Here is a 12,673-nt window from a genome sequence, read left to right on the forward strand (position 1 = left end):
AATGCAATGACGCAGCATGACAAGACCCCCGAGGCCAAGGCGCCCCAGGGACGCAAGATTACGATGAAGAACGCCTTCGGCTTCGGCCTCGGCGACTTCTACGGCGGCGGCTTCGGCCAGACGGCAACATACCTGCCCGTCTTCTGGGTGACCTTCGCCGGGCTGGCCGTCGACCAGGCGACATCGATTATGGGCATCGCCACCATTCTGTCCGCCTTTGCCGCACTGGTGGTCGGCACGCTATCCGACAATTTCTATAGGTATAGAATCGGCCGCAGGTTCGGTCGCCGCCGTTTCTTCCTGATGGCGGGCATCCCGCTTCTCCTCGTCACCGCGATCGTGTGGATTCCCGGTCTGCCAGTCTGGTTGTACTTCATCGGCTACGCGCTGTGGATTATCGCCAACCAGCTGATTATGACCCCGTACTCCGCCCTGCCTACCGAAATGACCACGGATTTTGACGGACGTACCAAGCTGTCCACCGTGCGCATGTTCGTGTCCGGCGTGACCAGCTCCGGCATCTCCCTGCTCATGGCGGCGGCCTTGGCCGGCATGGGCGAGGATCACGCCTACGCCTATCAGATTTCCATGGTCGGTCTGATCGGCCTCTTCTGCATCGCGCTGTTCATCTGTTACAAGTCCACATGGGAGTTCACGCCGGAACAGGCCGGTTTCGATGTCGAGAAGATCGAGGCGGAGGCCGGGCAGCCGTTCGATTTCGGCAAGTGGCTCAAGAACGTCGCCGACATCTTCGTCGGATACTTCTCCACGCTGCGTATCAAGTCCTTCCGCAAGCACGTCCTCATCTACCTGCTCGGCCAGACCTTCATGGACGTTTTCGGCCAGACCTGGTTGTTCTTCGTGATCTACGACTGGAACAAGACCGCCGCATTCGCCTCCCTGCTCCTGAGCTTCGCCCTGATCGCCGAACCGTTCAAGCCGGTCTTCGGCTGGCTGTTCGCCAGGCTCGGCCCGCGCAACATGTTCTCTCTGAACTTCGCCGGCGGCATCATCGGTCTGGTCGGTCTGTTCGGCTTGTGGCAGGCTCAGCGTACCATGCCCCAAAACGTGTGGACCGTCCTCGCCTTCGTGGTGTCTGTGTGGTGGTTCATCTTCCGCGCCATGGTCTGGTTCATCCCGTGGAACGTGTTTCCGTTCATCCCGGATGTCGATGAGATCGTCACCGGCAAGAACCGTTCCGGCGTATTCGTCGGCTTCCAGCTCTTCCTGCGCAAGCTGACCTCGGGTCTCGCTACGACGTTCATCGGCCTGTACCTTGCCACGACCGGCTTCGTGAAGCCCGCCAAGGACGCCTCCGGTGCGATGCAGTATCCGAGCCAGCCGATCTCCGCCCAGAACGGCATCGCGTTCGTGTGCATCGGTTGGGTCATCATCGGCCTGATCATCGCTTGGATCATCGCGCTGACCTTCAAGCTCGACAAGCGTACCGATGGCATCCTGCTCAAGGAGATCGACCGTCTCAGGAACGGCGGCCTGAAGAAGGACGTCGACCCGGAGACCAAGAAGGTCGTCGAACAGCTCACAGGCATCCGTTACGAGCAGTGCTGGCCGCAGACCACCGAATGATCCGCCGGCCGGTCCCGCGGATCCGATGGCGAGGGCCTTCCCGAGGGAGGCCCTCGCCCGCGTTCTGCTATATGGAAGTTCCGTCGGAGCGAAACGCACAGGGGTTACAATGAGCGGCGTTACTGATGGATCGGGCGCCGAACGCGCCAAGGAGGAACAATGGCAGAGATCACATGGAAGTCGATTCTCTCCAAGCTGGTCGGGGGAGACCATCTGAGTGCCGGGGAATCCGAATGGTTCGTCGATGATCTGATGAAGGGCAACGCGAACCCGGCGGCCGTGGGCGCCGCGCTCGCCATGCAGCAGCAGCTCGGACTCACCCCGGAGGAGGTGTCCGGCGCGGCCAAGGCCATGGTGTCGCACGCGGTGCCGCTGAACGTCTCCGGCGAGACCACCGACATCGTCGGCACCGGCGGCGACGGATTCTCCACCGTGAACCTGTCGACGATGGGCTCGGTCGTGGCCGCCGCGGCAGGCGTGAAGATCGTCAAGCACGGCAACCGCGCCGCCTCGTCGAAGTGCGGCGCCGCCGACGTGCTCGAGGCGCTCGGCCTGCCGCTGGGGCTCAGCCCCGAGGCCGTCGGCGAGATCGGCGACGAGGTGGGCATCACCTTCGCGTTCGCCCGCACCTTCCACCCGGCCATGCGCTTCGTCGGCCCGATCCGCGCCGCGCTCGGCATCCCGTGCGTGTTCAACGTGCTCGGGCCCCTCACCAACCCGGCCAAGCCCGCGCACGTGGCAATCGGCTGCGCCAAACGCGAGGTGAGTCCGATCATGGCCGCCGTGTACGCCGCCAACGGCCAGTCCGGCATGGTGTACACCTCGCACGAGGGTCTCGACGAGCTCGCGCCCACCGGTCCGGTCTCCGTGTGGGAGATCCGCGACGGCAAGGTCACCGAGACCGAATTCGACCCGACCGTCGAACTGGGCCTGGAGAAGATCGACGTCACGACGCTCAAGGGCGGCGAGCCCGAGGTCAACGCCCAGGCGTTCCGCGACTTCCTCGCCGGCAAGGACGTGCCCGCCCGCACCACCGCGCTGCTCAACGCCGCCTCCGCCATCGTCGCCGACGGCCATCTGGTCGCCGACGGCACGCTGGCCGATCGTTTCCGCGAGGCGTACGCGCTCGCCGAGAAGACCGTCGACTCCGGCAAGGCCGCGGCCCTGCTCGACAAGTGGATCGCCGTCGCCCAATCCAAGGCCTGATCCGAACGGCCCCGGCCCGTTCCGGGCCCATGCCCCCGATGCCCCGACCGCCAACCGGCGGCCGGGGCATCGTCGTCTCCGAAGCGTCTCCGTCGGCCCCGACCCGTCGCCCACCAGGTTTTGGCAACCTGTGGCAACAACCCTCAGGCACGGCACCGCAGACATTAGCCTGACGGTGTCCTCGCAAAGCGGTGGGGACGCAATGCAACGGAGAAACCACGGGAACCGGCGAAGGAGGGGCCATGACGTTCGGGAAGGCGATGCTCCCCGCGACCGATCGCGGCTCCGCGACGCGAGGCGCCTGCGTTGATATCCTTGCAACCATACCGGCCGACGAAGGCCGGACGGCACGAGACGAACGGCGATGACGGAGGGAACGTCATGAGCGCTTTCACGGAATTCGGCACGCTGGTCAGGAACCGGCGCGCACCCAAGGAACGGCCCAAGGACACCAAGGTGGCATTGGGATTCCTCGCCCCATGGCTCATCGGAGCCGTGTTTCTGAGCCTGATCCCCATGCTGTACTCGTTGGCGATCTCGTTCACCAAATACAACATGATCAAACCGCCGCGGTTCGTGGGGCTCATGAACTACCGCCACATGCTCGTCGACCCACGGTTCCTCCACTCGCTTGCGGTCACGCTCACCTACGTGGTCGTCTCCGTGCCGCTGCAGCTCGCCGCCGCGCTCGCGCTCGCCGTGGCGCTCGACCGCGGCATGCGGGGCCTCGCCTTCTACCGTTCCGCGTTCTACCTGCCGTCGATGCTCGGCGGCTCGGTCGCCGTGGCGGTCCTGTGGAAGATGGTGTTCGGCTCCGACGGCCTGTTCAACGCGTTCCTCGGCCTCATCGGCGTCGACACGTCGATGAGCTGGATCGCCAACCCGGACACCGCCAATTGGACGCTCATCGCCCTGCACGTCTGGCAGTTCGGCTCGCCGATGGTCATCTTCCTCGCGGGCCTCAGGCAGATCCCACGCGAACTGTACGAGGCGGCCAGCGTCGACGGCGCCGGCCCATGGCGCAGGTTCCGGTCGATCACCCTGCCCATGCTCTCGCCGATCATCTTCTTCAACCTGGTGATGAGCGTCATCAACTCGTTCCAGACGTTCACGCAGGCGTACGTCGTCTCCGGCGGCACCGGCGGCCCGTCCGACTCGACCCTGTTCTACACGCTCTACCTCTACCAGCAGGGATTCGCCTCCCTGAGGATGGGGTACGCCTCGGCGATGGCCTGGATCATGGTGCTGATCGTGGCCGCGCTCACCGGGATCAACTTCGCCCTTTCGAGGTTCTGGGTGCATTACGATGACTGACACGGCAAGGACGAAGGATATGGCAACCGACAAGATGGCCGACAAGGCAACCGACAGGACGTCCGGCGGGGCCGCGCACGACGGCGAGGCGGCGGCGTACGCCGATCTCGGATCGGGCGAAGGCATGATGCCGGACCGGGGCAGGGGAGCGGTGCGCGTGGTCGCGGCCGTCGCGAAGCAGATCGTCGTGCTGCTGCTCGCGGTCGTCATGCTCTACCCGATCCTGTGGATGGTCGCGAGCTCGCTGCGTCCGCAGAACGAGATCTTCACGAACATGGGCCTCGTCGTCACCCACCCGCTGTGGGAGAACTACGTAGCCGGATGGAACGCGCTCAGCCACCCGTTCGGCCGGTACGTCCTCAACTCGCTGATCATCGTCGTGTTCGCGATCGTCGGCAACATCCTCACCTGCTCGATGGCCGCCTACGCGTTCGCGCGACTCGACTTCCGGTTCCGCGGGCCGCTGTTCGGCTTCATGCTGCTCATGCTCATGATCCCGATCCACGTGGTCATCATCCCGCAGTACATCATGTGGAACTCGCTGCACATGATCAACACGTTCGTGCCGCTCATCGTGCCCAAGTTCCTCGCCATGGACGGGTTCTTCACGTTCCTGTTCTACCAGTTCCTGCGCGGGCTGCCGCGCGATCTCGACGAGGCGGCGCAGATCGACGGCGCCGGGCACGCGCGCATCTTCTTCCAGATCCTGCTGCCGCTGATGAAGCCCGCCATCGGCACCTGCGCCGTGTTCACGTTCATCTGGACGTGGAACGACTTCTTCACCCAGCTGCTCTACCTCACCAAGCCCGACATGATGACCGTGCCGATCGCCCTGCGCACGTTCATCGACTCGCAGTCCCAATCCAGCTACGGCCCGATGTTCGCGATGAGCGTGGTGAGTCTCATCCCGCTGTTCCTCGTGTTCACGTTCGGGCAGCGGTATCTGGTCCAGGGCATCGCCACCACGGGAGGCAAATGATGATGACACGGTTGTGGAGGATGTGGAGGAAAGGCGCGCGGCTCGCGGCGGCCGTACTGGCGGCCCTGTCCCTGTGCGCGACCGCCGCGTGCGGCGGCTCGGTCGGCGCGTCCGACGTGCCGGTCGAGCCGGCGGACGGCGATGTGACCATCAGGCTCGACTGGTGGGGCGGCGACGCCCGCGTCAAGGCCACCGAGCAGGCCGTCAGGGCCTTCGAGAAGGAGCATCCCCGCATCCACGTCGACACGGAATACTCCGATTGGACCGGATACTGGGACAAGCTCGCCGTCCAATCGGCCGGAGGCAACGCGCCGGACGTCATGCAGATGGACGAGCTCTACCTCGCCTTCTACGGTTCGATGGGCTCCCTGCTCGACCTCGGCAAGGCCTCGGACTATCTCCGTCTCGACGGCATGGACGCCTCGCTGAAACGGATGGGGCAGGTCGAGGGCAGACAGGTCGCGGCGCCGATGACCACCACCCAATACGGCGTCATCGTCAACGACGACGTGCTCGACAGGCTCGGCCTCACCCTGCCCGACACCTCCCATTGGACCTGGGACGAGTTCGCCGACTTCGCGAAGCAGGTCACCGAACGCTCCGGCGGCAAGGACATCGGCGCCATAGCCCCCAATAACGGGTTCGGCCTGCAACTGTGGGCGCGCCAGCACGGCGAGCGCCTGTTCGAGGGGAACCGCGTCGCCATCTCGGCCAAGACGCTGGCGTCCTTCCTCCAGCTGCCGGCCGACTGGGCCGCGAACGGCATCGAGGGCAGCGCCGAACGCTGGAGCGAGAACACGGCGGCCGCCATGAACGACAGCGACTTCGGCAAAGGACGGCAGGCGATGATGCTCACCCAGTCCACGCAGATCACCCCGTACGCCCAGGCCGCCGGCACCGACGACATGACGCTCGTCCCCCTGCCCCAGGACGATCCGGGCGTGAAGGCGATGTACCTCAAGCCCGGCATGTACTGGGCGATCTCCTCGCAGTCGCGCCATCCGGCCGAGGCGGCGATGCTCGTCGACTATCTGCTCAACGACGCGACGGCCGGGCGGATCCTCGGCACCGAGCGCGGCATCCCGTCCAACGACGCCATCCGCAGGGACCTCGCCGCGAAGGCGACCGGCACCGACCGCACGGCGCTCGACTTCGTCGACGTCGTCCGCCCCACGTTGGGCGATCCGCCGGCGATCACGCCGAACGGGGCCTCCGACCTCGACAAGACCATCGTGCGCTACCAGCAGGATGTCGTCTTCGGCAAACGCACGGCGTCCGACGCGGCGCGCGCGATGATCGCCGAACTGCAGGAGTCCATCGACTTCAACTCGTGACCGTACGCTCGCACGGCCGTGGCGGAACGTCCGCTCAGACGCGCGCGCCGTCGTCGAAATAGCCGCCGCGGTCGCCGGTCTGGCGGCGGCGGGTCAGCAGCTTGCCGATGAGCCCGCCGAGACCGATGATCGTGCACATGCTGAACGCGAAGCTCAGCAGCCATCCGAGGAACGGCACCGACCCGATGCCGGGGATGAACATCGTGGCGATCGAGCCGACGAGCCCGACGGCGAGCAGGATCCAGCACACGAGGGTCGAGCGCTTCACCGGGCCGATTTCGGGGTTCGGGGGAGTGAAGCCGCCGTCATCGTAGGCGTCCATCACCCGGTCGGTGTCGAGCCAGCTGGAGCCGGTGAAATCGCGCGGGCCGTGGCTGGCGCCCGTGCGGGAGAACGCGTCGGGTTTCAGGTCGTCGATGTCGATGAGCCGTTCCTTCTCGCGGCGTTCGGCGTGCTTCTCGAAGCGTTTCGCGTTGCGCGACGACGCCACCGACCTGAGCTCGTCCTTGTGCTCCGCCTCGAACGCCGCCCACGCCGCGTCGAGATTGCCCAGATCGGGCTTCGCCGCGTCGTCGCGTCCGGCGCCGGACGGCGTCTTCGCCGTCTTCCCGTCGCCATCCGGAGCGGGGTTTGTGCGCTCGTCGTCAGCGTTGGTATTGTTGAGTTCAGTCATACATACCACTCTAATGCGCGGCCAGGGTCTGCGCGGGGAGGGAAACGCCAAGTGCTCTACTGGTTCTTCGTCAAAGTGTTCGGTCCCATCGCGCGCCGCCGTCTCGGCCCCACGGCCAGGGGGCTGGAGAACATCCCGCGCAAGGGCGGCGCGATCATCGCCGCCAACCATCTGGCGGTCATCGACGACGCGCTCATCCCGATCACCTGCCCGCGCATGGTGCATTTCATGGGCAAGGCCGAGTACTTCGAGGGCAAGGGCATCAAGGGCAAGTTCAAGAAGTGGTGGTTCACGTCCGTGGGCGTGTTCCCTGTCGACCGTTCCGGCGGCAACAAGTCGCTGGGCGCGCTCGAGCACGCGCGTGAGATCATCGAGGACGGCCACCTGTTCGGCATCCACATCGAGGGCACGCGCAGCCCCGACGGCCGCCTGTACAAGGGTCATACGGGCGTGGCGCGTCTCGCGCTCGAGACCGGCTGCCCGATCGTGCCGACCGCGCTCATCGGCTCCGACAAGCTCCAGCCGATCGGCACGTCGATTCCGAAGAAGGGCAGGACGCAGGTGATCTACGGCAAGCCGATCCACGTGGAGCGGAAGCCGGCCGACGAGATCACGCACGACGACCTGCGCGCGCTCACCGACCATCTGACCGCCGAGATCCAGAAGCTCAGCGGTCAGGAGTACGTGCCCGAATACGCGCAGAAGATCAAGGCCGAGCTCAAGGCCAGGAAAGAGGCCGAATCGGCCGCCGCGTGACGGACGTTCGTCTGCGCCGAAAGAACCCTCAGTCGTCCGTAGAACGACTGAGGGGGGGCATAGAAGAGGGGCGGTTCATCGCAATGTCGTTGCGATGAACCGCCCCTCTCGTCGACTCACACCACGGTGAGCGTGACGACCGTCTTGTTGCCCTTCTCGTCGCGCACGCGCACCTGCTGGCCGGGGTCGGGGCTCTGCAGGCGCACCGTGTGCGTCACGTCGCCGAGCGGCGCCGACTTCTTCACCTGCAGTCCGAGCGCCTCCAGCGTCTTGGACGCCTCGTCGTAGGTCTTGCCGCGCACGTCGGGGATGGTCACCATCTCCGGGCCCTTCGAGACGACCACGTCCACCGAGTCGCCCCAATGCAGCTGCGTGTCCTTCGCGACGGACGAGGAGATCACTTTGCCGGACTCGATCGTGTCGCTGTACTCCTCGCTCCAGTTCGCCTTGAGTTTGAGGTCGTCGAGCGCGGTGGCGGCCTCGTCCTTCGTGCGGCCCACGATGTCGGGCATGGTGACGGGCATCGGGCCCTTCGACAGGGCCACGTCGATCTCCGCGTTGTGCTTGAGCGTGGTGCCCGGGTCGGGGGAGATGCTCAGGGTCGCGCCTTCGGGCAGGGTCTCCGAGTACACGTCCTTCGACTGGTCGTGCTTCACGTTCGTGAATCCGGCCTTCTTCAACGCGTCGAGCGGCGCCTTGCCGTTGTCGGTGTTCGGGTCGAGGATGTCCGCGGGGATGGTGGCCATCCTGACGCCGCGGGACACGACGACGCGCAGGGTGGGCGTGTGGCGTTTGCTCACGTGCGCGGCCACCTGGGCGTTCTTGCCGTCCAGCGTGGCGAGCACGATATGCCCCTCCTCGACGGTGTCGCTGTACGCGGTCGACGTCTTGTACGGGATGCCCGTCACCTTGAGCGTGCTCTCGTACGCCTTCCATGCGGCGCCTTCCAGCGTGCACGCGCGGTCCGTCTCGCAGGCCACGTCGTCCGGTTTCGGCAGTTCCCAATAGCTGCCCGGGCCGCGGTAGTACCACCATGCGCCGCCGCCGCCCGCCGCGAGCGCGACGGTGAGCAGCACGGCGATCGTGATGATGATGGCCTTGCCGTGGCGTTTGCGCGGCGTCGTCGCGCCGGGCGCGGCGGCCTGCGCCGTCGGTTCGGCGGCGAGGTGCTGCGGCGGCGCCGCCTTCGCGCCGAAACCGTTTGCGAGCGAGGTGGTGGGACGCGGCGCCGCGGCCGCGTTCGTCCGCACGTCGCCTTTGACCGGCTGCAGGGCGACGGTTGCGGCGTTCGACGCCGCCGCGTCGGGTGTCGCAACGGCGGGCGGCATGGCGGGGTCGGATTCCACGGTGCGCGGCGCCGCATCGGTTATGGGGCGTTGCCCGGTCAGCGTGGATTCGTCCGCGAAGTCGAGCAGGCTGAGCGCCTGCGTCTCCTTCGGCTCGGGCATGGGCGCGAGCACCTGCGTCGCGCCCGCCTCGATGGCGGTGGTCGGCGGCAGCGTCTCGGTTTCCGCGGCCTGCGCGGGGGGCGTCGCTTCCTGCGGCAGGACGGTCGTCCGTGAGTCGGTCGTGCCGGAATCCGATGCATCATGCGTCGCCGCGTCACGCGGGGCGGGTTCCGTTTCGGGCGGCGTCGGCGGCTGCGGCGTCGCCGGGGGCGCGGGCGGCAACCCCGCCCCGGCGAGCCGTGCGCCGACCGCGCCGGCCGTGCGGTCCGCGTCGTGCGCCGTCGCGTCCGTTTCGGCCGGTCGCCGATACTGCCATGCCTCCACCGAGAGCCCGCGCATCACGTCGCGCAGTTCCGCCGCCGCGGCGGTCGCGTCGGCGGGACGCGCGTCGATGGCGCGTGCGGTCAGGTGCGCGACGAACCGTGCGACCGCCGGGTCGATGCCGGGGCAGGGCACGGTGAGGGACGGCACGTCCTCGTGGACGTGCTTGAAGACGAGCGTGACGGGATTGTCGGAGATGAACGGCACGTGGCCGACGAGCATCTCCCACGCCATGATGCCGACCGCGTACAGGTCGCCCTGCGGCGTCGCCTCGTTGCGTTCGATGGTCTCGGGCGGCAGGTAGGCGGCGGTGCCGAGCAGCATGCCGGTGGAGGAGAGCGTCGCCTGCGAGGTGGCCTTCGCGAGACCGAAGTCGGTGATCTGCACGCGGCCGCGGTCGTTGAGCATGATGTTCTCGGGTTTGATGTCGCGGTGCACGACGTTCACCTGATGCGCGCTGGACAGGCCGTCGAGCGTCTCGGCGACGACGCGCAGCGTCTGGCGCACGCTGAACACGCCCTGCCCGTTCATCTCGTGGCGCAGGTTCACGCCGTGCACGTACTCCATGACGAGGTAGGCGCGTCCGTCGGATTCGCCGGCGTCGTACACCTGCACGACATGCGGGTTGGCGATGCGCGCCGCGGACCTCGCCTCGCGGCGGAAGCGTTCGAGGAACTGGTCGCGGTGCGGTCCCTCGGCGAGCTGCGCGTGCATCATCTTGACGGCCACCGTGCGTCCGAGCCGCTCGTCCTGCGCCTCGTACACCGTCGCCATGCCGCCCTGCGCGATCCGGCGCACGATGCGGTAGCGGCCTTCGATCACCTGGCCTACGGGGGTGTTTGCGGCTTCACTCATGGGGTTGCGTCCGTGTCCTTACGTCACTCACGAAAATCACCGGGATGCGTTCCGCCGCGACGTTCCGCCGCGGGCATCCCTGCCGTTCCACTCTAGCGTTTGGCCACGTCCGGCACGAAACGCGCGCACGCGTCCGCGAGGCGCCTGCGCGCGTCCGCTTCGAGGCCGAGCGCGTCGATCGCTTCGAGCGAGCGCGTCCATAGCCGGGCGATGCGTTCGTGGGAGCGGTCCACGGCGCCGGTGGAGGCGAACAGGCCGATCGCGCGGCGCACGTCCGCCTCGTCGCGCGCGGGGGCGGAGAACATGGCGACGAGTTCGGCGCGTTCCGCCGCGGACGCGGCTTCGAGCGCGTCGGCGAGCAGCACCGTGCGCTTGCCCTCGCGGATGTCGCCGCCCACCGGCTTGCCGCTGGTGCGGCTCGATCCGACCACGTCGATCAGATCGTCCTCCAGCTGGAACGCGAGGCCCAGCGGCACGCCCACGGCGAGCGCCTTCGCGCGCGCGTCCGCCGGGGCGTCGCCGGCGGCGAGCAGGGCGAGTTCGAGCGGCGCGATCGTCGTGTAGCTGGCCGTCTTCCAGCGGAACACGCCGAGCGACGCCTCGGCGAGTGCCCGCGGGTCGGCCAGCGGCGCCTGTTCGACGGCGAGGTCGAGCACCTGTCCGATCTCCACCTCGCGCTGCATGGTGAGGAACGCGGAGACCAGCGCGGACGGGTTCTCGAGCCGTGCGGCCGCGCTGTTGGCGATGTCGACGCAGGCGGTGGCGAGCAGGTCGCCGAGCATGAGGCCGAGGCCGCGGCCGATCGCCGCGTCGCCGGTGCGGGCCTCCAGCGCCCGGTGCGCGCTCGGCTTGCCGCGGCGCAGATCGGAGTCGTCGATGATGTCGTCGTGGACGAGCGCCGCCGTCTGGAACACCTCGATCGCGCACGCCATGTCCACCATCGCGTCGCGGGCGGCGGGATCCCCGTCGAATGCGTCGTACGCGGCGAGGGCGAGCAGCGCGCGCAGACGCTTGCCGCCTTCGCTGGAGGTCACGCCCTGGCGCACGACCGCGTCCATCATCGACCGGCATGCGGCGGGGATGGGGGAGCCGGCCGCGGCGGCGCCTTCGGCGGGCACGCCCGCCCGTTCGGCCACCAGGGCGGCGATACGCGGTTCGATCAGGGAACGGTCAACGTCTCTCAAACACATGCCTCTAAGTTATCCACAATGCGCGCCGAACACAAGAACCCAATGGTTCCAAGGCCTCGCGGGGTACTGACCACATTGGCCGCGGAGCGTGCGCGCGGCGGGGCCCGGCCGTCATACTGGCATCACGGCCGCGGAACCCCCGGCCGTGACGGCAACGACCATCGAACGACCATCAAGGAGGATGCCATGACGAAGCACCGACGCACCCGTAACGCGAACCCGCCCGATCCGCCCGGCCCCGGGGGGAAGGGGCAGCGGCCCGTGCACGCCGACAGCCCGGACGAGTGCCGCGAGTTCCTCGAAGGGCTCGACGAGCTCGACGCCGACGTGATCGACGGGCTCGTGGGGCGCCTGCGCGCCGACCGGCGCGAACGCGGCCCCGAATCGGGCAACAACGAGTGGATGGACGGTCCGCTCGACGAGTGGCTCGACAACATCGACCACGGCCGCGTCGACCTCGACGAGGAGACGATGGCCACGATCGCCGTCGGCATGCACGAGGTGCTGGCGATGCGCGACGCGCTGATCCTCTCGCTGATCGTCGACCGGGCGGCCTGCGACAGGGACATGCTGATGACGATCCTGTCGCGTCCGCGCACGCCTCCCGTCTCCGCGCTGGTGCGCGACCTGATGACCGCGGCGTTCGAGAGCGACGACGGGCCGGACATGGGCCGCTGCCAGGCGGGGATCACCATGTTCTCCGCCATGGCGTGCCTGATGCCGCTGACGATGACGGCGCAGCCGTTCGCCGCGATCGCCTACATCCTGTGGTGGTTGGGCGACTGCCGCGCCCCCGTCTACGCGCTGCGCTCACTCGCCGCCGACGAGGGCTGCACGCTGGCGGCGATCGTGCTGGGCGCGTCGGAACGCGGTCTGGGACCGGCGTGCAGCTGCGCCTGAGCGGCCGCCGCGGCGCGTCCGGGCGCGCGGGTTTCTTCGCGACGGGAATAATCGTCCCTATGGGGTGGTTTACTCACATAGTTGACGATTTGCCCTTGCCAGAAGTGTGC

General features: G+C 67.6%; 10 protein-coding genes. 7 read left to right on the forward strand and 3 right to left on the reverse strand.

Annotation, left to right across the window (positions count from 1 at the left end; all coding sequences use genetic code 11):
* Positions 1 to 6 precede the first annotated feature (6 nt).
* From Uis4E_RS08865 to Uis4E_RS08885, 5 genes are all read left to right on the forward strand, one after another.
* Entirely contained in the window at positions 7 to 1,587 is a 1,581-nt protein-coding gene (locus tag Uis4E_RS08865; RefSeq protein ID WP_101622812.1) for an MFS transporter, read from the forward strand.
* A gap of 159 nt (positions 1,588 to 1,746) precedes the next feature.
* On the forward strand, positions 1,747 to 2,793 hold the full coding sequence (trpD, locus tag Uis4E_RS08870) for an anthranilate phosphoribosyltransferase (RefSeq protein ID WP_101622813.1): 1,047 nt from the start codon (positions 1,747 to 1,749) through the stop codon (positions 2,791 to 2,793).
* A 381-nt stretch (positions 2,794 to 3,174) separates the two neighbouring features.
* Entirely contained in the window at positions 3,175 to 4,107 is a 933-nt protein-coding gene (locus Uis4E_RS08875; RefSeq protein ID WP_101622814.1) for a carbohydrate ABC transporter permease, read from the forward strand.
* Positions 4,108 to 4,126: 19 nt separating this feature from the next.
* Entirely contained in the window at positions 4,127 to 5,086 is a 960-nt protein-coding gene (locus Uis4E_RS08880) for a carbohydrate ABC transporter permease (RefSeq protein WP_243394499.1), read from the forward strand.
* The gene (locus tag Uis4E_RS08885) at positions 5,083 to 6,420 is read left to right on the forward strand and encodes an ABC transporter substrate-binding protein (RefSeq protein WP_101622815.1); all 1,338 of its coding nucleotides are present in this window, start codon (positions 5,083 to 5,085) and stop codon (positions 6,418 to 6,420) included. Before Uis4E_RS08880 ends, Uis4E_RS08885 begins: the two co-directional genes overlap by 4 nt.
* 34 nt (positions 6,421 to 6,454) lie before the next feature.
* Here the strand turns inward: Uis4E_RS08885 and Uis4E_RS08890 are convergent, their stop codons facing one another.
* The gene (locus Uis4E_RS08890) at positions 6,455 to 7,093 is read right to left on the reverse strand and encodes a hypothetical protein (RefSeq protein WP_101622816.1); all 639 of its coding nucleotides are present in this window, start codon (positions 7,091 to 7,093) and stop codon (positions 6,455 to 6,457) included.
* A gap of 51 nt (positions 7,094 to 7,144) precedes the next feature.
* Here Uis4E_RS08890 and Uis4E_RS08895 point away from each other — a divergent pair, with 51 nt between their 5' ends.
* Positions 7,145 to 7,849 carry a lysophospholipid acyltransferase family protein gene (locus Uis4E_RS08895; RefSeq protein WP_101622817.1) on the forward strand — a complete coding sequence of 235 codons (705 nt, stop codon included), beginning with the start codon at positions 7,145 to 7,147 and terminating at the stop codon, positions 7,847 to 7,849.
* A 116-nt stretch (positions 7,850 to 7,965) separates the two neighbouring features.
* Here Uis4E_RS08895 and Uis4E_RS08900 read toward each other — a convergent pair whose 3' ends face one another.
* Together Uis4E_RS08900 and Uis4E_RS08905 are read right to left on the reverse strand one after the other, a co-directional pair.
* Positions 7,966 to 10,473 (reverse strand): protein kinase domain-containing protein, encoded by a 2,508-nt coding sequence (locus tag Uis4E_RS08900; protein WP_101622818.1) that lies wholly within the window; start codon positions 10,471 to 10,473, stop codon positions 7,966 to 7,968.
* A 92-nt stretch (positions 10,474 to 10,565) separates the two neighbouring features.
* Positions 10,566 to 11,663 (reverse strand): polyprenyl synthetase family protein, encoded by a 1,098-nt coding sequence (locus Uis4E_RS08905; protein ID WP_101622819.1) that lies wholly within the window; start codon positions 11,661 to 11,663, stop codon positions 10,566 to 10,568.
* Between the two features lie 186 nt (positions 11,664 to 11,849).
* Between Uis4E_RS08905 and Uis4E_RS08910 the strand changes: the two genes are divergently transcribed.
* Positions 11,850 to 12,563, forward strand: a complete 714-nt coding sequence (locus Uis4E_RS08910) for a DUF4192 domain-containing protein (RefSeq protein ID WP_101622820.1) — start codon at positions 11,850 to 11,852, stop codon at positions 12,561 to 12,563.
* Positions 12,564 to 12,673: the final 110 nt, after the last annotated feature.

Source organism: Bifidobacterium parmae (assembly GCF_002860365.1).
Lineage (GTDB): Bacteria > Actinomycetota > Actinomycetes > Actinomycetales > Bifidobacteriaceae > Bifidobacterium > Bifidobacterium parmae.